General features: G+C 77.0%; 22 protein-coding genes. 13 read left to right on the forward strand and 9 right to left on the reverse strand.

Annotated features, from left to right (window positions below; genetic code table 11):
• Positions 1–14: 14 nt before the first annotated feature.
• Positions 15–1,304, reverse strand: a complete 1,290-nt coding sequence (locus AC2TDM_RS06705) for a trans-sulfuration enzyme family protein (RefSeq protein WP_090032853.1) — start codon at positions 1,302–1,304, stop codon at positions 15–17.
• Positions 1,305–1,412: 108 nt separating this feature from the next.
• Between AC2TDM_RS06705 and AC2TDM_RS06710 the strand changes: the two genes are divergently transcribed.
• A complete protein-coding gene (locus AC2TDM_RS06710) occupies positions 1,413–2,567 on the forward strand; it encodes a D-alanine--D-alanine ligase family protein (protein ID WP_239078583.1) in 1,155 nt (384 codons plus the stop codon).
• 4 nt (positions 2,568–2,571) lie between these two features.
• On the opposite strand, the gene AC2TDM_RS06715 is transcribed toward AC2TDM_RS06710, so the two are convergent.
• The gene (locus AC2TDM_RS06715; protein ID WP_484636197.1) at positions 2,572–3,057 is read right to left on the reverse strand and encodes a DUF3515 family protein; all 486 of its coding nucleotides are present in this window, start codon (positions 3,055–3,057) and stop codon (positions 2,572–2,574) included.
• A 46-nt stretch (positions 3,058–3,103) separates the two neighbouring features.
• Between AC2TDM_RS06715 and AC2TDM_RS06720 the strand changes: the two genes are divergently transcribed.
• A complete protein-coding gene (locus AC2TDM_RS06720; RefSeq protein WP_484636198.1) occupies positions 3,104–4,225 on the forward strand; it encodes a thiamine-phosphate kinase in 1,122 nt (373 codons plus the stop codon).
• Here the strand turns inward: AC2TDM_RS06720 and AC2TDM_RS06725 are convergent.
• Both AC2TDM_RS06725 and rpmB read right to left on the reverse strand, forming a co-directional pair.
• A complete protein-coding gene (locus tag AC2TDM_RS06725) occupies positions 4,210–4,734 on the reverse strand; it encodes a GNAT family N-acetyltransferase (protein ID WP_090032980.1) in 525 nt (174 codons plus the stop codon). The two genes, AC2TDM_RS06720 and AC2TDM_RS06725, sit on opposite strands and share 16 nt — an antisense overlap.
• A gap of 198 nt (positions 4,735–4,932) precedes the next feature.
• A complete protein-coding gene (rpmB, locus tag AC2TDM_RS06730; protein WP_029289091.1) occupies positions 4,933–5,124 on the reverse strand; it encodes a 50S ribosomal protein L28 in 192 nt (63 codons plus the stop codon).
• A 306-nt stretch (positions 5,125–5,430) separates the two neighbouring features.
• Here rpmB and AC2TDM_RS06735 point away from each other — a divergent pair, with 306 nt between their 5' ends.
• The 11 genes from AC2TDM_RS06735 to AC2TDM_RS06785 all read left to right on the forward strand — a co-directional run bounded on the left by AC2TDM_RS06735 (position 5,431) and on the right by AC2TDM_RS06785 (position 15,125).
• The gene (locus tag AC2TDM_RS06735; protein WP_484636403.1) at positions 5,431–7,674 is read left to right on the forward strand and encodes an ATP-dependent DNA helicase RecG; all 2,244 of its coding nucleotides are present in this window, start codon (positions 5,431–5,433) and stop codon (positions 7,672–7,674) included.
• A 73-nt stretch (positions 7,675–7,747) separates the two neighbouring features.
• Complete coding sequence (locus AC2TDM_RS06740; protein WP_090032858.1) at positions 7,748–8,437, forward strand: ABC transporter ATP-binding protein; 690 nt, start codon at positions 7,748–7,750, stop codon at positions 8,435–8,437.
• The gene (locus AC2TDM_RS06745) at positions 8,434–10,083 is read left to right on the forward strand and encodes a DUF6297 family protein (RefSeq protein ID WP_484636199.1); all 1,650 of its coding nucleotides are present in this window, start codon (positions 8,434–8,436) and stop codon (positions 10,081–10,083) included. The genes AC2TDM_RS06740 and AC2TDM_RS06745 overlap by 4 nt, the downstream gene beginning before the upstream one ends.
• A complete protein-coding gene (locus AC2TDM_RS06750; protein WP_090032859.1) occupies positions 10,080–10,643 on the forward strand; it encodes an RsmD family RNA methyltransferase in 564 nt (187 codons plus the stop codon). The genes AC2TDM_RS06745 and AC2TDM_RS06750 overlap by 4 nt, the downstream gene beginning before the upstream one ends.
• A 10-nt stretch (positions 10,644–10,653) precedes the next feature.
• A complete protein-coding gene (gene coaD, locus AC2TDM_RS06755) occupies positions 10,654–11,169 on the forward strand; it encodes a pantetheine-phosphate adenylyltransferase (RefSeq protein WP_090032861.1) in 516 nt (171 codons plus the stop codon).
• Complete coding sequence (locus AC2TDM_RS06760; RefSeq protein WP_090032862.1) at positions 11,166–11,669, forward strand: hypothetical protein; 504 nt, start codon at positions 11,166–11,168, stop codon at positions 11,667–11,669. The genes coaD and AC2TDM_RS06760 overlap by 4 nt, the downstream gene beginning before the upstream one ends.
• 147 nt (positions 11,670–11,816) lie before the next feature.
• Positions 11,817–12,392, forward strand: coding sequence for a YceD family protein (locus AC2TDM_RS06765; protein WP_090032864.1), 576 nt, complete (start codon positions 11,817–11,819; stop codon positions 12,390–12,392).
• A 2-nt stretch (positions 12,393–12,394) separates the two neighbouring features.
• Complete coding sequence (gene rpmF / locus AC2TDM_RS06770; RefSeq protein WP_090032866.1) at positions 12,395–12,589, forward strand: 50S ribosomal protein L32; 195 nt, start codon at positions 12,395–12,397, stop codon at positions 12,587–12,589.
• Between the two features lie 15 nt (positions 12,590–12,604).
• Positions 12,605–13,417 (forward strand): ribonuclease III, encoded by an 813-nt coding sequence (gene rnc, locus AC2TDM_RS06775; RefSeq protein ID WP_090032867.1) that lies wholly within the window; start codon positions 12,605–12,607, stop codon positions 13,415–13,417.
• 1 nt (position 13,418) lies between these two features.
• The gene (gene mutM, locus AC2TDM_RS06780; RefSeq protein ID WP_090032869.1) at positions 13,419–14,378 is read left to right on the forward strand and encodes a bifunctional DNA-formamidopyrimidine glycosylase/DNA-(apurinic or apyrimidinic site) lyase; all 960 of its coding nucleotides are present in this window, start codon (positions 13,419–13,421) and stop codon (positions 14,376–14,378) included.
• A 120-nt stretch (positions 14,379–14,498) separates the two neighbouring features.
• On the forward strand, positions 14,499–15,125 hold the full coding sequence (locus tag AC2TDM_RS06785; RefSeq protein ID WP_090032871.1) for a response regulator: 627 nt from the start codon (positions 14,499–14,501) through the stop codon (positions 15,123–15,125).
• A gap of 74 nt (positions 15,126–15,199) precedes the next feature.
• On the opposite strand, the gene AC2TDM_RS06790 is transcribed toward AC2TDM_RS06785, so the two are convergent.
• The 5 genes from AC2TDM_RS06790 to AC2TDM_RS06810 form a co-directional block, all read right to left on the reverse strand.
• Complete coding sequence (locus AC2TDM_RS06790) at positions 15,200–16,957, reverse strand: sensor histidine kinase (RefSeq protein ID WP_308439464.1); 1,758 nt, start codon at positions 16,955–16,957, stop codon at positions 15,200–15,202.
• Entirely contained in the window at positions 16,954–18,858 is a 1,905-nt protein-coding gene (gene cydC / locus AC2TDM_RS06795; protein ID WP_090032872.1) for a thiol reductant ABC exporter subunit CydC, read from the reverse strand. Before cydC ends, AC2TDM_RS06790 begins: the two co-directional genes overlap by 4 nt.
• Positions 18,855–20,615: a thiol reductant ABC exporter subunit CydD gene (cydD, locus tag AC2TDM_RS06800; RefSeq protein ID WP_484636200.1), complete on the reverse strand. Its 1,761-nt coding sequence runs from the start codon at positions 20,613–20,615 to the stop codon at positions 18,855–18,857. The genes cydC and cydD overlap by 4 nt, the downstream gene beginning before the upstream one ends.
• Before the next feature lie 73 nt (positions 20,616–20,688).
• Complete coding sequence (gene cydB, locus AC2TDM_RS06805; RefSeq protein WP_090032875.1) at positions 20,689–21,798, reverse strand: cytochrome d ubiquinol oxidase subunit II; 1,110 nt, start codon at positions 21,796–21,798, stop codon at positions 20,689–20,691.
• Between the two features lie 37 nt (positions 21,799–21,835).
• Complete coding sequence (locus AC2TDM_RS06810) at positions 21,836–23,308, reverse strand: cytochrome ubiquinol oxidase subunit I (protein ID WP_090032877.1); 1,473 nt, start codon at positions 23,306–23,308, stop codon at positions 21,836–21,838.
• Between the last annotated feature and the right edge of the window lie 103 nt (positions 23,309–23,411).

Genomic DNA, 23,411 nt, shown 5'->3' on the forward strand with positions numbered 1-23,411 from the left:
TCGGCCCGATCGGCTCAGCCCTCGTCGCCGCCGGGCCCCTCGTCGTCCAGCGGCAGCTCGCCCGCGGCGGCGCGCAGCGCCCGGTCCAGGTCGGCCCAGAGGTCCTCGACGTCCTCGATGCCCACGGACAGCCGCAGCAGGTCCTCCGGCACGGTGACGGACTCCGTGGCGAAACGTCGCCGCCGCTCGACGAGCGACTCCACGCCGCCGAGGCTCGTCCCCGGCACCCACAGCCGCAGCGCCGCCACGACGGCGTCCGCACCCGCCGCGCCGCCCACGGGCCGCAGGCCCAGGACCGCGCCGTACCCGTCCATCAGCCGGGTCGCCCGCTCGTGCCCGGGGTCGTCGGGCAGGCTGGGGTGCCGCACCTGCACGACCGCGGGGTGCGCCGCCAGCCGCCGGGCCAGCTCCGCCGCCGAGGCGGTCTGCTGCCGGACCCGCAGCGCCAGCGTGCGCACGCCGCGCAGCGCCAGCCACACCTCCATCGGCCCGGCCACGGACCCGTGCAGCGTCCGGTACGCCAGCAGGCGCGCGTGCAGGGCCGGGTCGTCGGCGAGGGTCGCGCCGAGCACGACGTCGCTGTGCCCGCCGAGGTACTTCGTCACGGAGTGCACGACGACGTCGGCGCCCAGGGCGAGCGGGCGCTGGCCCAGCGGCGTGGCGAAGGTGTTGTCCACGACGACGAGCGCGCCGACCGCGTGCGCCGCGTCGGCGAGCACGGGCAGGTCCGCGACCTCGAGCATCGGGTTCGTGGGCGACTCGACCCAGAGCATCGCGGCGGGGTCGTCGGCGCCGGCGTCGCCCGCGCCCTCGCCGGTGCCCTCGCCCCTGTTCGCACCACGCACGGCCGCCACGACGGCGTCGGTGTCGTCGATCGGCACGCGCGTGAGGCGGATCGCGCCGCGGTCGACGAGGTCCGCGGCGTAGGCGAGCGCGATCTGGTAGGCGTGCGTCGGCACGACGACGCGCCCCCCGTGCGGGACGAGCGAGAAGGCCGCCGCGATGGCCGCCATCCCCGACGCGAACACCAGGGCCGGCGCCGCGGACCCCTCCAGCCGCCCGAGCACCTCCTCGAACGGCTGCCACGTCTCCGTGCCCCCGCGCGCGTACAGGAGCACACCGGGGGCCGGGACGCCCTGCGACACGTAGGTGGAGGACAGGACGACCGGCGGATTGACCGGTGCGCCCTGCACGCGCGCCGGCCGGCCGGCCGCGACCGCCAGGGTCGCGGGGGACACGGCCGCCAGGGCGTCGTCGTGCTCGTCGTGCGGGTCGTGCGTCAGGTCGGGACCGGGGGAGGGCATGGGCGCCAGGGTAGGACCCGACCGGGCGCGGGGCCCCGGCTGCCCGCGGCGGACGCGCGGGCCCCGCGCTGCCCGTCCGACCGGGGGCGCCGCAGTAGGGTCGGCGCGATGACCGACGACCTCGCCCCCGCCGTCCCCGACGCGTCCGCCCGGCCCGGGAGGCCGCGCGTCATGGTGCTGTTCGGCGGGCGCTCCGGCGAGCACGCGATCAGCTGCGTGACCGCCGGCGGCGTGCTGCGTGCCCTCGACCGGGAGCGGTACGACGTCCTGGCCGTCGGGATCACCCGCGACGGGCGCTGGGTCCTCGCCGACGACGACCCCGACCGCTGGGCGATCGACGGCGACCGGCTGCCCGAGGTGGAGGACACGGCGCGTCGGGTCCTGCTGCCGCAGGCGGTGGGGGACCGCAGCGTCCAGCTCCTCGAGGACCGGGCGGCCCCGCAGGACCTGGGCGCCGTGGACGTCGTGCTGCCGCTGCTGCACGGGCCGTTCGGGGAGGACGGGACGCTGCAGGGCCTGCTCGAGCTGGCGGACGTGCGGTACGTGGGGGCCGGCGTGCTGGCCTCGGCCGTCGGCATGGACAAGCACATGATGAAGCTCGTGCTCGCCGGGCACGGCCTGCCCGTCGGGCCGTTCCGCGTGCTGCTGCCCGGCGTGCTGGCCCGCGACCCGCAGGCCGCGCTGACGGCGGTGAAGGAGCTCGGGCTGCCGGTGTTCGTCAAGCCCGCACGGGCCGGCTCGAGCCTCGGCATCTCCCGGGTCGACGCCCTGGAGGACCTGCATGCGGCGGTCGCGGAGGCGCAGCGCCACGACCCGAAGGTCGTCGTCGAGGCGGCGGTCGTCGGGCGGGAGGTCGAGTGCGGGGTGCTGGGCGGCCGTGCGGGCGCGGCGCCGCGGACGTCGCTGCCGGGGGAGATCGTCGTCACCGGCGGCGGCCACGCCTTCTACGACTTCTCGGCCAAGTACCTGGACGAGGGCAATGTGCGGCTCGAGTGCCCGGCGGACCTGCCGGCCCACGTCGTCGAGCGGGTGCGGCAGGTGGCGGCGGAGGCGTTCGAGGCCGTGGGCTGCGAGGGTCTGGCGCGGGTGGACGTCTTCGTCACGCCGGACGACGACGTGGTCGTCAACGAGATCAACACGATGCCCGGCTTCACGCCGTTCTCCATGTACCCGCGCATGTGGGCCGCCAGCGGGCTGGACTACCCCGCGCTCGTCGACGAGCTGCTGGCGCTCGCGCTCGAGCGGCCCACCGGGCTGCGCTGAGCGCTCAGACGCAGGAGCGCTCCACCTGCGTCCGGCTGACCGCGGGCCCGAGGTCGACGACGAAGGACGTCGAGCGATCCCCGGCGACGGCCGCCGGGACCTGGACCTCGACCGCCGGCGCACGCCCGTACGTCGTGAACGTCCAGGACCCGTCGTCGTCCTCGACGACGACCCAGTCGACGCTGCCGCCGTCGGGGGTCTCCAGGGTGACGCAGCGGTCCGTGGTCGGGCCGAGCGGTTCGACCCCGCACCGCAGGACGACCGCCGCCCGCGGGTCGCCCCACGCCGTGGTGGCCTGCGCGTCGGTGCGCTGCTGGACCAGGCCGTCGCCCAGGTCCTCCGGCAGCGCGAGGACGACCTCGGCGCAGACCGGGTCCGTCGCCTCGGGGCCTGCGATCGTCGGGACGGTGGCCGCGCACCCGGCCAGGACGAGCACGAGGAGGCCGGCGCCCGCGGCGGCCCGGCGACGACGGGTCGGGGGGAGGGGCACGGGTCCACGGTAGCCGCGCCGGTAGCGTGGTCGGCGTGAGGACCCTGTGAGCGGCCCGGCGACGACCCCTGACGCCGACCCCGGAACCCGCGTGCGGGACCTCGACGAGGAGGCGCTGCTGGCGGCGTTCGTGCCGCTGCTGCCCGTGGGCGACGCGACGCTCGTGCCGCCCGGGGACGACGCGGCGGTGGTGGCGGCCCCCGACGGGCGGTTCGTCGTGACGACCGACGTGCTGGTCGAGGACCGGCACTTCCGCCGTCGGTGGTCGACCGGGCGGGACGTGGGCCGGCGTGCGGCGGTGCAGAACCTCGCGGACGTCGCGGCGATGGGCGCCCGGCCCACGGCGGTCGTCGTGGCGCTCGCCGTGCCGTCGGACCTGCCGGTGGCGTGGGTCGTCGGCCTGGCGCAGGGGCTGGCCGACGTGTGCGCCCCGCTGGGTGTCGGGGTCGTCGGGGGCGACCTGTCGGGCGGCGACGCCGTCGTCGTGTCGGTCGCGGCGCACGGGGACCTGGAGGGGCGCCCGCCGGTGCGCCGCTCGGGTGCCCGGCCCGGTGACGTCGTCGCCCACGCCGGCCGGTGCGGCCGCTCGGCGGCGGGGCTCGCGCTGCTCACCGCCCACGACGCCGGGTGGTCGGGCCCGGGCTCCGCGGCGGGCCCGGGCGCGGACGACGAGCTCGTCGCCGCGTTCCTGCGGCCGGAGGCGCCCCTCGGGGCCGGGGCGGCGGCGGCCAGGGCCGGGGCGACGGCGATGCTCGACGTCTCCGACGGGCTGCTGCGCGACGCGGGGCGGCTCGCGCGGGCGTCGGGGGTGCTCGTCGACCTCGACGCGCCCGCCGTCGCCTTCGCCGCGGAGCGGGCGCGGCTCGCGCCGGTGGCGGCCGCGCTGGGCGTCGACGTCGACGCCTGGCTGCTCACCGGCGGCGAGGACCACGGCCTGCTCGCGACCTTCCCGTCGGGCGTCGCGCTGCCCGAGCCGTTCCGCGCGGTGGGCCGGGTGCGACCCATGGCCGACGCGTCCGCCGACGCGTCCGCCGGCACGGCGACCGGCGCGCGCGTCCTCGTCGCCGGGAGCCCTCCCCACGTCACGGGCACCGGCTGGGACCACTTCGCACGGGGCGTGCCCGCGGCCGGTCCCTCGTCGGGCGTGGCCGGTCAGCCGCGGCGGTAGCGGACCTCGAGGAGGTCGGAGCCGCCGATCTCCTCGTAGCGCTCGACGCCGTCGGGGTGGAAGCCGTGCCGGCGGTAGAACTTCTGCGCGCGCTCGTTCTGCTGGAGCACCCACAGGCTCATCGGGACGTCCCCGGCGGAGCCGACGACCGCCCGCATGAGGTCGCGCGCGATGCCGTGGCCCCAGCGGCCCGGGTCGAGGTACATGGAGTAGATCTCGCGCTCGTGGCGACGCGCGTCCTCGTCGCGGCTCGGGCCGACGCTGGCGAAGCCGGCGACCTCGCCGCCCACCTCCGCGACCCAGTGCTCGACGTCGTCCGCCGCGGCCCGCTCGAGGTAGACGGTCCAGGTCCGGGCCTTGTCCACCGGATCGAGCGCGGACAGGAACGCCGCGGGCACGATGTGCCCGTACGCCTCCTGCCAGGAGCGCACGTGGACGGCGGCGATGGCGGCCGCGTCCGAGCGCACGGCCGGGCGGACGGTGACCTCGTCGAGCTCCTCCTCGGGCATGGCCACACCATGCCACACCCGCCGCCGCGGGTCAGGTGCGTCCGCAGGTCACCGCGCCGGACGGCCGGAAGAGGACGCGCACCCGCGGCCACGTCGCCGTCGAGCGCGCCGGGCACGGCCGGGGGACGACGAGAGCCCGTGGGTCAGGACCCACGGGCTCTCGACGGAGGGGTGCCGGACGGTACCGGCCGGGCGGCGTCAGACCGCGCGCTGGACCTTGCCGGCCTTGAGGCAGGAGGTGCACACGTTGAGGCGCTTCGGCGTGCCGGCCACGACCGCGCGGACGCGCTGGATGTTCGGGTTCCAGCGCCGCTTCGTGCGCACGTGCGAGTGCGAGATGCTGTGCCCGAAGCTCGGGCCCTTGGCGCAGACGTCGCAGTTGGCAGCCACGGTTCTCTCCTGGATGTGCTGGTCGAGCAGCCGGTGGCTGCCGGGTCGGGGTCGGCGCGGGGCTCCCGGCGGCGCCCAGACGAGGGGCCGGCGCGGGTGCCCGCAGGCACCGCTGGGTGCCCGGGTGGCCGGGCAACCGGTACAGACTAGCCCATGGCCCGGACGGCGGGGAAACCGCGCGTGTCGGTGGCCGGTGCGACGATACGGCGGCGGCCGGACGCGCCGTCGCCCAGGTGGTGCGGGACGGTCGGGAGGAGGGCGCGGGTGCCGGGGTTGATCGTGGTGCACCAGCCGGACCGCCTGTCGATGTCCCTGACCCAGGCGGCCGGCAAGGCGCTGGTGCCGAGGCTCGAGCGGCTGGGGCTGCGCACGGTCGGGGACCTGCTGCGGCACTACCCGCGGCGGTACCTCGAGCCCAGCACGCTGACCGACATCGGCGCCCTCGCGACCGGCGAGCGCGTGACCATCGTCGCGGACGTCGAGCGCGTGCAGGGCCCGCGCCGCACGCGGACCGGGCTGTTCGTGCTGACGGCCTCGGTCACCGACGGCCGCGACCGGCTCGCCCTCACCTTCTTCGCCAAGCGCGAGGGGCCGCTGGCGTACCACGCGGCCCAGCTCGTGCCCGGCCGCCGGGGCACCTTCAGCGGCCAGGTGAGCACGTGGCAGGACGGCCGCCAGCTCACGCACCCGACGTACGAGATGCTCGACGACGAGCAGGCCGAGGGCCGGGCCCGCGAGCGCGCGGGCTGGCCGGTCCCGCTGTACCCGCTCACGGCCAAGCTCGAGCAGCGCCACGTGCGCGACCTCGTCCACCAGGAGCTCACCGGGCTGGGGCCGTCCCACTTCCCGGACCTCCTGCCCGACGAGGTGCGGGCGCGGCGCGGGCTGCTCACGTGGGCCGAGACCGTCCACAAGGTGCACGAGCCGCACGAGGAGGCCGACTGGCGCGCGGCCCACCGGCGGCTGCGGTACCAGGAGGCGTTCGTGCTGCAGGCCGAGCTCGCGCGCCGGCGTGCCCGCGCGGCGGCCGAGGAGGCCGTCGCCCGTCCGCCGCGCGCCGGCGGGCTCCTCGAGGCCTTCGACGCCCGGCTGCCGTTCACCCTCACCGCCGGGCAGCGGGAGGTCGGCGCGGAGATCGCCGCCGAGCTGGCGCGGCCGGTGCCGATGCAGCGGCTCCTGCAGGGCGAGGTCGGGTCGGGCAAGACCGTGGTCGCCCTGCGGGCGATGCTGCAGGTGGTCGACGCGGGCGGGCAGGCGGCGCTGCTGGCGCCGACGGAGGTGCTGGCCGCGCAGCACGCGCGCTCCCTGCGGGCGATGCTGGGGGACCTGGCCGAGGGCGGCCTGCTGGGCGGCGCCGAGACGGCCACCCGCGTGGCGCTCCTCACCGGGTCGGCGTCCTCGGCGGCGCGGCGGGCGGCGCTGCTGGAGGCCGCGTCGGGCCAGGCGGGCATCGTCGTGGGGACGCACGCGCTGCTGTCCGACGTCGTGCAGTTCGCGGAGCTGGGCCTCGTCGTGGTCGACGAGCAGCACCGGTTCGGCGTCGAGCAGCGCGACCGGCTGCGGGCCAAGGCCGGCGGGCACCCGCACCTGCTCGTCATGACGGCGACGCCCATCCCGCGCACAGTGGCCATGACGGTGTTCGGCGACCTGGAGACGTCCGTGCTGCGGGAGGTGCCGGCCGGGCGCAGCGGGGTGCAGACCCACGTCGTGCCCGCCGACCGGCCGACCTGGCTCGAGCGGACCTGGCGGCGGGTGCGCGAGGAGGTCGACGGCGGTGGTCGGGCGTACGTCGTGTGCGCGCGGATCGACCCGGACTCCGAGGCGGACCGGGACGCGGACCTCGTCGTCGACAGGGCGGCACCCGGCGACGACGCCGGCGACGACGCCCTGCTCGACGACGACGGGGGTGCGCCCGCGGAGGCTCCCGCCCGCCCGCCGCTGCGGGCGGTCCTCGAGGTCGTCGAGGAGCTGCGGGCCCTCCCCGTCCTGGCCGGCGTGCCGGTCGGGACCCTGCACGGGCGGATGGCGCCGGAGGACAAGGAGCGGGCGCTCGCCGACTTCGCCTCCGGCCGGGTCCCGGTCCTCGTCTCCACGACGGTGGTCGAGGTCGGCGTCGACGTCCCGGAGGCGACCGTCATGGTCGTCCTCGACGCGGACCGCTTCGGGGTGTCCCAGCTCCACCAGCTCCGCGGGCGCATCGGCCGCGGGTCGGCGCCGGGCGTGTGCCTGCTCGTCGCGCAGGTCGAGCCGGGCAGCCCGGCGGCCACCCGGCTGGAGACCCTCGAACGCACGACGGACGGCTTCGAGCTGGCCACGGTCGACCTCGGGCTGCGGCGGGAGGGCGACGTGCTCGGCGCGGCCCAGTCCGGCGCCTCGTCGTCGCTGCGGTTCCTGCGGGTCACCCGCGACGCCGAGGTCATCGAGCAGGCCCGCCAGGACGCGCGGGAGGTCGTCGCCGAGGACCCCGAGCTGGAGCGCCACCCGCTCCTGCGCGAGGCGATCGAGGCCGAGCTGCGCGGGGACCGGGACGAGTTCCTCGACCGCACGTAGGTCCGCCGGCGTCCGGTCGTGGAGGGGCCGTGCGGCGGACGGACCGCACCGAACCCGCGGCTACCCTCGCTGCGTGGCCGCCCCCGTCGTCAGCGCGCAGGACCTGCTCGTCGGGTACGGCGGGGCACCCGTGTGCGCGCCGGTGACGTTCGCGCTGCACCCGGGCCGGGCGGTCGCCCTGGTCGGCGCGAACGGCTCGGGCAAGTCCACGGTGCTGCGCGCGGTCGTCGGCCTGCTCACGCCGGCGGGCGGCACGCTGCGGGTGCTCGGCGCCCCCGTCGACGAGCGGTCCGTCGAGACCCGGCGGCAGGTGTCCGCCGTCCTCGACGACGACGCGTGGTTCCCCGCGCTGACCGTCGCCGAGCACCTGTTCCTCACCGCGCGCGGTCACGGCGTGCGCGGGGCGCAGGACCTCGTGGCGGAGCTGCTCGCGGAGTTCGGCCTCACCGAGCACGCGGCCGCGCTGCCCGTGGCCCTCTCGTCCGGGCAGCGGCGCCGCCTCCTCCTGGCCGCCGGGCTCGTGCGGCCGCGCTCGCTGCTCGTGCTCGACGAGCCCGAGCAGCGCCTCGACGTGCGGATGCGCACGCGCCTGGCCGAGCGGCTCGTCGCGGAGAAGCGGGCCGGTGGCGCCGTGCTGCTCGCCACCCACGACCCCGTGCTGCTGCGCGCCGTTGCGGACCGTGCCGTGCTCGTCGCCGACGACGAGACCCGCGTCCTGCCGCCGGCCGCCGCGGCGGACCTCATCGCCCGGGCGGACGTGTGAGCGCCGGGCCGGTGGTGCACCCCGGGCCGCCGGGCGCGGTGCCCACGGCGCGGGACGTGCGGCGCTACACGACGCGCGCCGGCAACGCCCGTGGCGGTGCGTCCTTCGGGGAGCTGCTGGGGGACGTGTACTACGCCGTGGTGCTCACGGCGATCGCCGTCGGCATGGCGCTCGGCGTGGCCGGTGCCCTGCGGACGGGCCTGCCCCCGGTCACGGCGGCGCCGGTGGCGGGCCTGAGCCTGCCGGCGCTCGTGGTCGCGGTGGTCGTCGCCCTGGGCGGGGCGCTGGTGCAGCTCGCCGGGCGGCTCGGGCCCGTGGGCGTGGGTGGTGCGGAGGCCGCCTGGTGGCTGCCGCTGCCCGTCGACCGCCGTGGGCTGCTGCGGCCCGCCGCGCGCCGCCCACCGGTGCTGGCCGCGCTCGTGGGCGGCGTGGTCGTGGGCGTGCTCGACGCGGGCCTGGCGTCCGCCTCGAGGGACCGGCTCCTGCGGACGGTGCCCGCGGCGGCGCTGGCGGCGGCCGCGCTCGTCCTCGCCGCGGCGCTCGCGCAGACGGCCGGGGCGTCCCGGCGCCTCATCGCTCGGACCGGCGAGGTCGTGGTCGCGGCGGTGCCGGTCGCGGCGCTCGTCGCCGCGCTCGCGGGTGCGCGCGTGGCGGCGGTCCCGACACCGCCGTGGGCGGCCGTCGGGGCGCTGGGCGCGCTCGTCGTCGTCCTGGCGCTCGTCGTCGACGGCCGCCTGGACCGGGTGCCGGGCCGCGCCCTGCGCGAGAGCGGCTCGCTGACCACGCAGGCGGTCGGCGCGCTCGTGTCCCTGGACTCGCGGGAGCTGGGCCGCGTGCTGACGGAGGGCGCGGCGCGGCCCCGGCGGCGGCGCTGGGTGCCCTTCGCCACGGTCCGCGGGCCGGCCTCGACGCTCGTGACCGCCGACCTCGTGGTGCTGCGGCGCTCCCCGCGGCACCTCGTGCAGCTCGCGGTGAGCGCCTGCGTGCCGTTCCTCGTCACGCTGGTGCCCGGGCTGGCGGGTCCGGCGGCCGTCCTGCTCGCGCTATTCGGCGCGGGCCTCGTGGCGACGAGCGCGACCGCCGAGGGGGCGCGCCGCGCCGAGATGGTGCCGGTCCTCGACCGGCTCCTCCCGCTGCCCGCGACGACGGTGCGGCGGCTGCGGATGGTCGTGCCCGCCGTGGCGATGCTTCCCTGGACCCTCGTCGCCTTCGCCGCGGTCGGCCGGTGGACGGGCGAGCCCGTCGGCTGGCTGGCGCTGGCCGTGGCGGCGACGCCCGTCTGGGCGGCCGCCGCCGTGCGGGGCGCGTACCGCCCGAGCCCCGACTGGGGCGCGCCGCTCGTCTCGACGCCCGCCGGAGCGGTGCCCACCGGGGTCGCGGCGGTCGTCGCGCGCGGCCCGGACGTCGTCGTCCTCGGCCTGCTGCCCGTCGCGGTGACGCTGCTCGTCGGCGAGGTGCACACGCTCGCGCTCACCGCGCAGGCGACGGCGGCGGTCGTCGCGGTCGCAGTGGCGTCGAGCACCGACACGCGCACCCTGCTCGAGCGGCTCTCCGACGCGGCCGAGCCGGCGGGCGGCGGGTCGGGCCCGGCCGGCTCCCCGGGTGCTGCTCCGGGCGGCCCGGCGCTCACCGGGCGGGTCCGGTGACCCGCCTCGTCGCCGGGACCGCCGGCGGCCGGACGCTGCGCGTGCCCGCGCGCGGCACCCGCCCGACGAGCGAACGCGTGCGCGAGGCGCTCTTCTCCCGGCTGGAGCATCTCGACGTCGTCGCCGGCGCACGCGTGCTCGACCTGTACGCGGGGTCGGGCGCCCTGGGGCTGGAGGCCGCGAGCCGCGGCGCCGCGCACGTCGTCCTCGTCGAGGCCGCGCGGGCGGCCGCGGAGGTGTGCCGGGCGAACGCGGCCTCCACCGGCCTCGCGGACCGGGTGCGGGTCGTCGCCGACCGGGCCGAGCGCGTCGTCGCCCATCCGCCCGCGCAGCCGTGGGACCTCGTCCTCGTCGACCCGCCCTACGAGCTGGGGGAGGAGGACCTCGGGCGCGTGCTGGACGCCGTGGCCCCGGCCCTCGCGCCGGGCGCCGTCGTCCTCGTCGAGCGATCCACCCGCACGCCGGAGCCGACGTGGGGCCCGGACCTGGTGCGCTTCGACGAGCGCGCCTACGGCGAGACGCGCGTGTGGTTCGCGGAGCCCGCCGGCGGGGACGACTAGGGTCGTCGCCGTGCGCACCGCCGTCTGCCCCGGGTCCTTCGACCCGATCACCCGGGGTCACGTCGACGTCGTGCGCCGGGCCCGGTCGATGTTCGACGAGGTCGTCGTCGCGGTCGCGCGCAACTCCGCCAAGACGCCGCTGCTGGACGTCGAGGAGCGCCTCCGCCTCGCCGCCGCCGCGGTGGCGGACCTGGACGGGGTCCGCGTCGAGGCGGTCGACGGGCTGCTCGCGGCGTACGTGCGCCGCACGGGCGCGGTCGCGGTCGTCAAGGGCCTGCGCAGCGGCGCCGACCTGGACGCGGAGCTGCCGATGGCGCTGATGAACCGGCACCTGATCGGCGTGGAGACGGTGTTCGTCGTGGGCGACGGGGCCCTGGCGCACGTCGCGTCGTCGCTGGTCAAGGACGTGGCCCGGCACGGCGGCGAGATCGACGACCTCGTCCCGCCGGGCGTGGGCGAGGCGGTGCGGGCGGCGCTGCGGGCGGCGCAGCAGGTCCGTGCGGACGAGAGGGGGAGCACACGATGACGCAGGCCGACGGAGGCGCGGTCGACCACCGGCCGGAGGGCCTGACGGGCGTCCTCGACGCCCTGGCCACGGCGGTGCGCTCGGCACGGGCCATGCCCATGTCCTCGAGCGTGCTGGTCAACCGCGCCGAGCTGCTCGACCTGGTGGAGCAGGCGCTGGAGATCCTGCCGGCGCAGCTCAGCCAGGCCGACGCCGTCCTCGCCCGCGCGGACGCCGCGCGCGACGAGGCCCGGGCCGAGGCGGACGCCCTGCTGGCCCGCGCCCGCGAGCAGGCGGCCGAGCTCGTGTCCGAGGAGCGGGTCGTGCTCGAGGCCCGTGCGGAGGCGGCGCGCATCGTCGCGGCGGCCGAGGCGACCGCCGAGGGCCTGCGGCGCGACGCCGACGACTGGTGCGACCGGCGTCTGGCGGACTTCGAGATCGACCTGGGCCGGGTGCTGTCCCAGGTGCAGGCCGGCCGGACGAAGCTCGCGGACCGCCTCGCGGCGCCGGCGGAGGACTGACGGCGGAGACTGCCGGCGGAGGCTGACGGTGGAAGCTGCCGGCGGTCACCCGCGACGGTGATTCGCGCAGCCGTGCCCGCGTGACGTAGACTCCTGCGCTGGTCCTGCCGCATCGGCGTGGACCGAGATCGACGAGGGAGACCGGACGTGCAGCGCCCTGCCCACCTCGATCCCCGCTCGCCCCTCGTGCTCGACACCCTCGAGCTCGGGAGACGTCCGGGATCGACGCGGACCGTGGCGCTCACCGTGGCCGCCCCCGCCGACCTCGGCACCGCGGTGATCGGCATCCCCGAAGGATCGGACCTCGCGCTGGACCTCCGGCTCGAGGCGGTCATGGAGGGGGTCCTCGTCTCCGGTCACGTCCGCGGTCGCGCGGTCGGGGAGTGCGTGCGCTGCCTCACGGAGGTCGTCGACGACGTCGACGCCCCCCTGCAGGAGCTGTACGTCTACCCGGAGCGCGCGTCGGCAGCCGCCGACGCGGGGGACGACGACGAGGACGTGCGGGAGCTCGAGGGCGACCTGCTCGACCTCGAGCCCGCGCTGCGGGACGCGGTCGTCACCGTGCTGCCGTTCCAACCCGTGTGCTCCCCGGACTGCCCGGGGCTGTGCTCGGAGTGCGGGGCGCGGCTGGCGGACGACCCGGACCACGCGCACGAGACGACCGACCCCCGGTGGGCCTCCCTGCAGGGGCTCCTGGGACACACCGACATGAAAGAGAGCTGATCGTGGCTGTTCCGAAGCGCAAGATGTCGCGCAGCAACACCCGTGCGCGTCGGTCGCAGTGGAAGACCACTGCCACGACGCTCCAGGCCTGCCCGGTCTGCCGTGCGCACAAGATGCCGCACACGGCGTGCCCCTCGTGCGGGTCGTACAACGGCCGCCGCTACGCGGAGGCCGTGCGCAGCTCGCACGAGAGCTGATCCGCACCCCCTGACGTGGCACGCGCACGACGCGGCGCGGAACCGGCGCAGCCGCCGTCCGCCGATGCCGCGGCACGACTCCTCGAGCAGCTCGGGGTCCACCTGGACCCCGAGCTGCTCGTGCTGTCCCTGACGCACCGGTCCTTCGCCCACGAGGCGGGCGGCATCCCGACGAACGAGCGGCTGGAGTTCCTCGGGGACACGGTGCTGGGCCTCGTTGTCACGGAGGCCCTGTACCGCGACCACCCCGACGAGCCCGAGGGTGCGCTGGCGAAGATGCGGGCGGCGACCGTCTCGCAGCGGGCGCTCGCGTCCGTGGCCCGGGGGCTCGGTCTGGGCGGCTACCTGCTGCTCGGCAAGGGCGAGAGCGCCACGGGCGGCGGCGACAAGGACTCGATCCTGTCCGACACGCTCGAGGCCCTCTTCGGCGCGGTGTACCTCTCCCACGGGCTGGAGACCGCGCGCCGGGTGGTGCTGCGCCTCGTCGGGCCGACGCTGACGGCGGCCGCGGGGCTCGGCGCCGGCCTCGACTGGAAGACGTCGCTGCAGGAGCTGTCCGCCTCGCTCGACCTCGGCGCCCCCGTCTACGAGGTGGTCTCGTCGGGACCCGACCACGCCCGCGTCTTCGAGGCCCGGGCGCTCGTCGCGGGCGTCGTGCGCGGGGAGGGCAGCGGCCCCGCGAAGAAGGTCGCCGAGCAGGAGGCCGCCGCCACCGCCCATCGGGCGCTCGTGGCCCTCGCCGCGGCAGGGGTCGGCGGCGACCCGGCGGGGGTGGGCACCGCCGGCGCCGTCGGCGTCGTCGGCGCCGCCGCACCCGTCGACGCCTGACGTGCCGGAGCTGCCCGAGGTCGAGACGGTCCGTGCCGGGCTCGCCGAGCACGTCCTCGGCCGGACGGTCACCCGTGTCGAGGTGCGCCGGGAGTACAGCGTCCGCCGGCACCTCGCGGGTCCCGCGGACCTGGCGGGGCGGCTGACGGGACGACGGCTGACGGCCGCCGTCCGGCGCGGCAAGTTCTGCTGGCTGCTGCTCGACTTCGGCGACGGAACGGGCGGCAGGATGGGCGACGGGGCGGCAGGTGACCCGCCCGACGAAGCCCTGCTCGCCCATCTCGGCATGAGCGGCCAGCTCCTCGTGCGCACCGGCGCGGACGAGGCGGCGGCCGGCGCGGAGCACCCGCACCTGCGCGTGCGCCTGCACCTCGACGACGAGGGCGCCCTGGACTTCGTCGACCAGCGGACCTTCGGGCACCTCGGCGTCCCCGACCTCGTGCCGACGCCCGACGGCGGTCCCGGTGGCCTCGGCGCGCCGGACCCCCTCCTGCCCGAGCCCGTGGCGCACATCGCCCGGGACGTCCTGGACCCGGCGCTGGACCGGGACGCGTTCGTCGCGCGGCTGCGTGCCCGCCGGACGGGCCTGAAGCGGGCGCTGCTGGACCAGACGCTCGTGTCCGGCATCGGCAACATCTACGCCGACGAGGCGCTGTGGCGCGCCCGGCTGCACTACGCCCGCGCGACGGACACCCTGCGCCGGGCCGACGTGCTGCACGCCCTGGACGCCGCGCACGAGGTCATGGGGGAGGCGCTCGCGCAGGGCGGCACGTCCTTCGACGCGCTGTACGTGAATGTCAACGGGCGCTCGGGCTACTTCGACCGGTCGTTGGCCGTGTACGGCCAGGAGGGCCGGCCGTGCCCGCGGTGCGGCACGCCCGTCCGGCGGGACGAGTTCATGAACCGCTCGTCGTTCACGTGCCCCCGCTGCCAGCCACGGCCGCGCTCGGGACGCTGGTGACCGGGCGCTCCTGACGACGCCGCGCGCCGCCACGGCGGGGCCGCACGGCCTGGCTACGATCGGCCCGTGCCACCGACCAGCGCCGCCCCCCGTCCCGAGCGCCCCGGACCCGTCTCGGTGATGATCGTCGACGACCACGAGGTCGTCCGCCGCGGCATCGCCGAGGTGGTGGACCGCTCCGAGGGCCTCACCGTCGTCGCCGAGGCCGCCTCCGTCGCCGACGGGGTGCGGCGGGCGCTCCTCGTCCGGCCGCAGGTGCTCCTGCTGGACCTGCAGCTGCCCGACGGCACGGGCATCGACCTGCTCACGGCGGTCCGCGAGCAGCACCCGGACGTCCGTGCGGTGGTGCTCACCTCCTTCGACGACGACGACGCCGTCGCCGCCGCGCTCGCCGCCGGGGCCGCGGCCTACGTCCTCAAGAGCGTGCGCGGGGCGGAGATCACCGACGTCGTCAAGGCCGTCGCGGCGGGGCGCACCCTGCTCGACGAGCGGACCGTCGCGCGCCGCCGCGCCGGCCACGAGGACCCGACGGAGAACCTCACGCCGAGCGAGCTGCGCGTGCTCGACCTCATCGGCGAGGGCCTGTCCAACCGGGAGATCGCCGAGCGCCTCGGCGTCGCCGAGAAGACGGTGAAGAACCACATCACGTCGCTGCTGGCGAAGATGGGCCTGCAGCGGCGCACGCAGGTCGCCGCGTGGGTCGCCTCCCGCAAGCACTCCGGCTGGCGCGCCGAGCCCGGGCACTGAGCCTGAGCACTGGGCCGCCGAGCCGGGCACAGGCCCTTTGGGGCGCCGCCCGGGCCCCGGCCCCGGACCTGTCCCTAGGCGAGCGGCGCCTGCCAGGTCAGCAGCGCGCCCCGGCCGGTCGGCGCCGACCCGAGCGTGAACGTCCCGCCGTGCTGGCGCGCCCGCGCCGCCAGGTTGCCCGTGCCCGAGCGCCGGTCGCGGTGCTCCGGCAGCCCGGCGCCGTCGTCCTGGACCTCGACGAGCACCGACCCCGTCGGGCCCGTGCCGGTGACGCGGACACGGACCGCCACGGAGGAGGCCTGGGCGTGCCGGGCGGCGTTCGCCAGCCCCTCGCGCACGACCGCCACGACGTCGTCGGTGAGGGCCGGGCCGACGCGCTCGTCGAGCTGGTCGGCCTCGATGTCGTCGAGCGACGCGAGCGTCGTGCCATCCAGGCACAGCACCATGGACGGCGCGAAGCCCAGGCCCGTGCGGGCCAGGGACGCCTCCCGGCGCAGCCGCTCGCTGAGCCCCGTGGCGGCGTCGGGGTCGCGCAGCGCGTGGACGATCTGCCGGATCTCGCGCACCGACCCGTCGACGTTGTCCAGGGCGTCCTCGACGATCGACAGCAGCTCGCCCGGGTCCACGCCGCGGGCGGCCCGGCGGCGCACGGTCTCGAGCTGCATGCCCGTGGCGAAGAGCTGCTGGATGGCCAGGTCGTGCAGGTCGCGGGCGATGCGCTCGCGCTCGTCGAGCAGGGCCGCGACGTCCTGCGCGTGCCGGGCCTCCGCCAGCACGTAGGCGAGCGCGGCCTGCGAGGCGAAGGACTCGGCCGTCGTGAGGTCGCCCTCCTCGAAGGGCTCGCGGCCGACGCGGCGCAGCAGCACGAGCACCCCGACGCCGCGCCCGGTGGTCTGCAGCGGCGCGAACATCGCGGGCCCGAACGTGCGCAGGGCGGGGGTGCCGACGGTGCGCGACTGCGACAGCGACGGCGTGAGCAGGCCTCTGCCCTCCGTCATGACGGTCCACGCGCGCCCACCGCGCGGCATGACGCTCCCGACGACGCCGTCCGCGTCGTACCCGTCCGCGAGCTCGACGACGAGGTCGCCGCCGACGCCCGGCAGCGCGAGCGCGGAGGTGTCCGCGTCGGCGACCTGGCGCGCGCGCCGGGCGATCTCGACGAGGGCGTCCTCCTCGTCGAGCCCCTCGAGGAGCATCGTCGTGATCTCCTGGCCGGCGCGCACCCACTCCTCGCGCCGCTCGACCTCGGCGTACAGCCGCGCGTTGGCGACGGCGACACCGGCGGCGGCGGCCAGGGCGACGACGACGTCCTCGTCGGCGGCGGTGAACGGCCCACCCTGCTTCTCCGACAGGTAGAGCTGGCCGAAGACGCGGTCGCCGAGGCGCACGGACGCCCCGAGGAAGGAGCCCATCGGCGGGTGCCCGGCCGGGAAGCCGCGGAAGGCCGGGTGCTGCGTGAGGTCGTCGAGGCGCAGGACGCCCTGGGCCGGGATCTCCCCGAGCACGCCGCGCGCGTGCGGGGCGGAGCCGAGCATCCGCGCGACGGCGGTCGGCATGCCGGTGTAGGCGAACATCGTCGAGGCGCCGTGCGGGTCCAGGACGTTGAGGGCGCCGTACGTCGCCCCGGTCATCGCGGCGCTGACCTGCACCAGCCGGCTGAGGACGGACGGCAGGTCGAGCTCCGCGGCGATCGACAGGATGGCCTGCATGAGGTCCGCCAGGGGGTCGCCGGTGACCTTCAGCGGCGCGACGTCGATGGGGAAGAACGACTCCCGCACCACCCCGGCGTCGCTCGCGCCGCCCCCGCCGCGCGGACCCGTCGTCGTCGTCACCCTGCGTCCCCCTCGCCCTCGCGCCTGCGCGCCTCACGGTAGTCCGCCCGGCGGGCCAGGAGCTCCGCGTGCGTCCCCCGGTCGACGACACCGCCGTCGCCCAGGAGCACGACCTCGTCCGCCGCGGCCAGCGGGGTCAGGCGGTGCGTCACGACGAGCACGCCCCGGCCGCCGTTCGGACCGTCCCCCGCACCGTCCGCCGCACCGTCCGCCGCACCGTCCGCCGCACCGTCCGCCGCACCGTTCGCCGCACCACGGAGAAGGTCGGTGACGAGTGCGTCGGCGAGCGCCGGGTCGAGGTGCTCGGCGGGCTCGTCGACGAGGAGCAGGGGCGCGTGGGTGAGCAGGGCACGCGCGAGGAGCAGCCGCCGGCGCTCCCCGCCCGAGACCGTGCGGGCGTCCGGGCCGAGCCGGGTGGCCAGCCCGTCGGGGAGGGCGGCGAGCCACGGGCCGAGGCCGACGCGGCGCAGGGCGGCGGCGGCCTCCGCCTCGGTGACGTCGCCGCGCGCGACGCGGAGGTTCTCCAGCACCGTCGTGCCGAAGACGTGGGCGTCCTCGAGCGTCGCGACGACGTGGTGGGGGAGGTCGGCGGCGGGCCACGCGCCGACGGGGCGGCCGTCGAGGGCGACGAGCCCGCCCGTCGGCGGCAGGAGGCCGGCGAGGGTGAGCAGCAGCGTCGTCTTGCCCGTGCCGGACGGGCCGACCACCGCGACGGACCGTCCGGGGACGAGGTCGAGGTCGAGCCCGGCGACGACCGGTGGACGGCCCGGCCAGCCGCACGCGAGGCCTCGGGCGTGCAGGCCGGCACCGGCGGGCACGGGGGCAGCACCAGGGGCGGGGGCGGCGCCCGACGTGGCAGCGGGTGCCGGGGTGGGGTGGGGCGTCGTCGCGTCGAGCAGCGCCAGCACGCGCGCGGCCGCGGCCCGTGAGCGGTGCAGCTGCGTGGCCGCGGCGGGCAGGAGCGCGGTGGCCTCGAAGGCCGCGAGCGGCGTGAGCACGACGACCGCGAGGTCGGTGGCGGCCAGGTCACCGCGGCGCACGGCCGGGATGCCCGTGACGAGCGCGGCGAGCACGGCCAGGCCCTGCGCCAGGGGGCCGAGCGCGGCGGCGAGGGCGGAGGACGGCGCCCCGGCGTCGACGGCGGCGGCCACGTCGGCGTCGGCGTCCCGCAGCGCCCGCAGCCGCTCGTCGGCCAGGCCGGCCACGGCCAGGGGACCGGCGTCGTCCACGAGCGCGAGCGCGGCGGCGCTCCGACGGGCGCGGCCCGCGGCGGCCCGTCGTTCCGTCAGCCGCGCCGTGCGCGCGGTGACCGCGGGTGCCACGACCCCGGCGAGCAGCAGCGCGAGGGCCAGCGCGGCCCCGGCGGGCGGCCAGAGGACCGTCATGGCGGCCACGGTCCCGACGCCGAGCAGGGCCGCGACCGCGGCGGGCAGCAGCCCGCGCACGACCACGTCGCCGACCGCGTCGACGTCCTCACCCACGCGCGCCAGGAGATCCCCCCGGCGCAGCGGGACCAGCGCGGCGGGCGACCCGGCCGCCAGCCGCTCGTACAGCGTGGTCCGCAGCTGCGTCATGCCGCGCAGCGCCACGTCGTGCGACACGAGCCGCTCGACGTAGCGGAGCACTCCGCGACCGACGCCGAAGGCCCGCACGCCGACCGTCGCGACGGACAGGACGAGCACGGGCGGCATCTGCGACGCGCGGGCGATGAGCCAGGCGGCCACGGCGGCGAGCGCGACGGCGCAGCCGAGCGCGAGCGTGCCGAGGACGACGGCGAGGAGCACGCGCCGCCGGTCGACGTCCAGCAGGGCGACGGCGCGCCGCAGCGTGCCGCGCGGGGGATCGGCGTCGACCGTCGCGCGGGCGTCGCCCGATACCGCGGAGGTGGTCGCGGCGCTCACCGGACGACCTCCGGGACCGGTGCGTCGAACCGACCCGCGGCCACGGTCGCGGCACGCGGGGTCCCGGCGGGTGCGGGTGCGGCCGGCCGGTCCGCCTCCATCTCCGTCGCCGCAGCGGCGCGCACGACGACCACGTCGTCGGCGACCGCGGCGAGGCTTGCGCGGTGGGCGACGAGCACGACGGCGCGGCCGGACGCCCGCAGCGTCTCGACCGTCCGGAGCACGACCTCCTCCCCGTGCGCGTCGAGGTGCGCCGTCGGCTCGTCGAGCACGACGAGAGGCGCGGGGGACACGAGCGCCCGGGTGAGCGCCACGCGCTGGCGCTGGCCCACGCTGAGGCCCGTGCCGCCGGCGCCGACCCGGTGCCCCCACCCGTCCGGCAGGGCGGCGACGACGGCGTCGAGGCCCGTGAGCGCGGCCGCACGCTCGCGCACGGGCGCGTCCCCGCCGACGAGTGCCGCCACGGTGCCGGGTTCGAGCACCGGCCGCTGCGGGAGCCAGGAGACCTGCGACCACAGCGTGGCGGGGTCGACGTCGGCGAGGTCGAGCGCCGGTCCCGTGCCGTCGACCGCGACGAGCCGCGCCGCGCCGGCGTCCGGGCGCAGGAGCCCCAGCAGGACCTCGACGGCCGTCGTCTTGCCGGACCCGCTCGTCCCGACGAGGGCCACCACGCGGCCCGGCCGGACCTCGAGGTCCAGGCCCTCCGGCGCGAGCGCCCCCGTGGGCTGGCGCACGGCGACGCCGTGCAGCCGCAGCGCGGTGCGGGCGAGGTCGGGTGCGGGGTGCGTGCCCCGCGGCGGCAGGGGGGTCTCGAGCACCGCGAAAGCGGCCTCGGCGGCCGCCACACCGTCGGTCGACGCGTGGAACTGCGCCCCGACCTGCCGCAGCGGCGCGTAGACCTCGGGCGCGAGGACCAGCACCGCCAGCCCGGTGACCAGGGGCAGGTGGCCGCCGACGAGCCGCAGCCCGATGCCGACCGCGACGAGCGCGACGGACAGCGTCGTCAGCAGCTCGAGCACCATGCCGGACAGGAAGGCGATCCGCAGGGTCCCCATGGTCGCGCGGCGGTGCGCGTCGCCGAGCTCGCGGACGCGTGCGGCCGGGCCGCGCTCGCGGCCCAGCGCGCGCAGCGTGGGCAGCCCCGCGAGCAGGTCCAGCGTCTGCGCGGCGAGGGTCTGCATGCCCCGCAGCCCCCTCGCCGAGCGCCCCTCGGTCAGCCGCCCGACGAGCACCATGAACACCGGCACGAGCGGCAGCGTCCCGACGACGACCGCCGCCGACACCCGGTCCAGCCCGAGCACCACCAGCAGGGCCGCCGGCGTCACCGTCGCCGCGAGCACGAGCTGGGGCAGGTAGCGGACGAAGTAGGGCTCGAGCGCGTCGAGCCCGCGCGTGGCGAGCGTGACCAGCTCCGGCCCCCGTCCGGCGGCGAGCCAGCGCGGGCCGAGGGCCACCGCCCGCTCGACGACCCCGGCCCGGAGCTCGGCCACCGCGCGGGTGGCGGCGCGGTGCGCGAACCGCTCCTGCACCCCGACGACGAGCACCCGCGCCAGCACGACGGCCGCGAGGGCGACGACCTCGTCGCCGACGGCCGCGAGGTCGAGGCCGTCCTGCACGGCGCCGCCGAGCGCCCGGGCCAGCAGCAGGGCCTGGGCGACCACGAGGCCCGCGGTCAGCACCCCGGTGGCCACCGTGAGCGCGAGGTAGGCGCGCGCGGCCCGTGCGTGCCGCAGCAGGCGCGGGTCGAGCGGCTTCACCGGGCGCCCCCCGCCGGCGCGACGACCGGCCCGCCGACCTGTGCGCCGACCTGCCCGCCGACCGGCGTCACGGTCACGGCGCGTCGGCGTCCCGACGCGCGTTGGCGAAGGTGACGGTGGTGGGGGTGGGGATGTGCTCGACGGAGACGCGCTTGCGGAACACCCAGTACGTCCAGGCCTGGTAGACGAGCACGACGGGCGTGAGCAGGACCGCGACCCACGTCATGACGCCGAGCGTGTAGGCGCTCGACGAGGCGTTGTGGATCGTCAGGGAGTACGCCGGGTCGACGGACGAGGGCATGACGTCGGGGAACAGCGAGCCGAAGATGAGCACGACCGCCGCGACGATCCCCACCGCCGAGGCCACGAACGCGCGGCCCTCCTGGCGGGTGCGCGTGAAGAGGACCCCGGCCGCCAGCGCGGCCGCGGCCACCACGAGCGGTACCCAGGTCCAGGCCTTGCCCGAGTACTCGAGCTGCAGCCAGATCGCCCACACGGCCCCGACGCCGAGCGTGAGCACGGACAGCCGCCCGGACAGCTCGCCCGCGCGCCGACGGACCACCCCGTCGGACTTCAGCGCGAGGAAGACGGAGCCGTGGGTGAGGAAGATGCAGGCCGTCACGACCCCGGTCAGCAGCGCGAACCCGTGGCCGTTGGTCAGCAGGTCGAGGAACGAGCCCGTGTACTGCAGCGTGTTGCGGGTGGTCTCGCCCTCGACGTTGCTCGTCGAGGTCACGACGGGTTCGATCCGCATGCCCGCCACGAGGTTGCCGAACGCGACGCCCCAGAGGACCGCCGGGACCCAGGAGCCGACGACCAGCGCCCACGTGTGCGTGGCCTGCCACCAGCCGGAGGCGATCTTGCCGCGCCACTCGAAGGCGACGACGCGCACGATGAGCGCGAGCAGGACCAGGACGAGCGCGAGGTAGGCCCCCGAGAACAGCGTGGCGTACCACTCGGGGAAGGCGGCGAAGGTCGCGCCGCCGGCGGTGAGCAGCCAGACCTCGTTGCCGTCCCAGACGGGGCCGATCGTGTTGATCATGACGCGGCGCTCGCGCTCGTCGCGCCCGACGAACGGCAGGAGCATCCCCACGCCGAAGTCGAAGCCCTCGAGGACGAGGTAGCCGGTCCACAGGACCGCGATGAGGACGAACCAGGTGATCTGCAGCGCCTCGTGGCTCATGGTGGGTCTCCTGCCCGGGTCGGTGGTGCGTCGGGCGTCAGTAGGCGAAGGACAGGGGTCGGTCGGCGTCGTCGTCGACGTCGGCGCGACGGGCGTCGGGGCTCGGGTCGACCGGGTCGGCCTCCACGCCCTCGACCGCGTAGCGGTGCATGAGCCGGTACCAGAACACGGCCAGCACGCCGTACAGCAGCGTGAACAGCACCATCGAGGTGAGGATCGCGCTCGCGGGCACCTGCGTGGACACGCCCCGCTCGACGAGGAGCCAGATGTCGTCGATGCCGGTCGGGTTGGGCGCCACCACCCAGGGCTGGCGGCCCATCTCGGTGAAGATCCAGCCGAACGACGAGGCGAGGAAGATCGTCGGCAGGGCGGCGATCGCGCTCCAGCGGAACCAGCGGGCGGTGGGCACCCGCCCGCCGCGCGTCAGCCACAGCGCCGCGACGGCGAGCAGGCCGGCGAAGGCGGCCATGCCGATCATGAGCCGGAAGGACCAGTAGGTGACCGCGAGGTCGGGCCGGTAGTCGATGCCGGCGCCGTACCGGGCCTCGTACTCCGCCTGCAGCTCGTCGACACCCTGGAGCTCGGCGGAGAACGAGTTGTCGGCGAGGAACGACGTCATGCCGGGGATCTGCAGCAGGTGCGTGACGTCCTCGCAGTCGTTCGACAGGTCGCCGACGGCCAGCAGGGAGAAGGGCACGCCGCTCTCCGTCGCGCACAGGCCCTCCGCCGACGCCATCTTCATGGGCTGCTGCTCGAACATGAGCTGGCCCTGCCAGTGCCCGGACGCGCCGACGACGACGGCCGCGCCGATCATGACGCCGACGCCGAGGCGTAGCCCGCTGCGGTAGACGCCGGTGGTCGCCACGCCGTCGCCGCGCCGGTGCGAGCGCACCAGCCACAGGCTGCAGATGGCGGCGACGAACGTGGCGGCCGTGAGCAGGGACGCCGAGATCGTGTGGGGGAACGCGGCGAGGACGGTCGGGTTGGTGAGGACCGCCAGGATGCTCGTCATCTGCGCGCGGCCCGTCTCGGGGTCGAGCTCGGCGCCGACGGGGTGCTGCATCCAGCTGTTCGCCGCGAGGATGAAGAACGCCGACAGGTTCGTCGCCAGCGCCACGGCCCAGATCGTCGCCAGGTGCACCCGCCGGGGCAGCCGGTCCCAGCCGAAGATCCACAGGCCGAGGAACGTCGACTCGACGAAGAAGGCCGCCAGCGCCTCCATGGCCAGCGGCGCGCCGAACACGTCCCCGACGAAGCGCGAGTACTCCGACCAGTTCAGCCCGAACTGGAACTCCTGCACGATGCCGGTGGCGACCCCGATCGCGAAGTTGATGAGCAGGAGCTTGCCGAAGAACTTCGTCAGCTTCAGCCAGCGCACGTCCCCGGTCCGCACCCAGGCGGTCTGCATGACGGCGACGAGGGGCGACAGGCCGATGGTGAGCGGCACGAAGACGAAGTGGTAGACGGTCGTGACACCGAACTGCCAGCGGGCCAGGGTGAGGGCGTCCACGCGGGTCTCCGTGGGGTGCGAGGGCGGGCGTACGGGGTGTCGGGGTGCGCGTCCGGCGGGTGTGCACGGCGGGCACGGGGTGCGTGCGCGGCGTGCGTCCGTG

It is taken from the genome of Cellulomonas sp. plas2, assembly GCF_057221735.1.

What these genes read in the sequence shown, in the direction of transcription:
- AC2TDM_RS06705 (WP_090032853.1), bottom strand. Translation starts at nt 1,304, where the DNA reads ATGCCCTCCCCCGGTCCCGACCTGACGCACGACCCGCACGACGAGCAC.
- AC2TDM_RS06710 (WP_239078583.1), top strand. Translation starts at nt 1,413, where the DNA reads ATGACCGACGACCTCGCCCCCGCCGTCCCCGACGCGTCCGCCCGGCCC.
- AC2TDM_RS06725 (WP_090032980.1), bottom strand. Translation starts at nt 4,734, where the DNA reads ATGCCCGAGGAGGAGCTCGACGAGGTCACCGTCCGCCCGGCCGTGCGC.
- AC2TDM_RS06735 (WP_484636403.1), top strand. Translation starts at nt 5,431, where the DNA reads ATGTCCCTGACCCAGGCGGCCGGCAAGGCGCTGGTGCCGAGGCTCGAG.
- AC2TDM_RS06760 (WP_090032862.1), top strand. Translation starts at nt 11,166, where the DNA reads ATGACGCAGGCCGACGGAGGCGCGGTCGACCACCGGCCGGAGGGCCTG.
- AC2TDM_RS06785 (WP_090032871.1), top strand. Translation starts at nt 14,499, where the DNA reads ATGATCGTCGACGACCACGAGGTCGTCCGCCGCGGCATCGCCGAGGTG.
- cydB (WP_090032875.1), bottom strand. Translation starts at nt 21,798, where the DNA reads ATGAGCCACGAGGCGCTGCAGATCACCTGGTTCGTCCTCATCGCGGTC.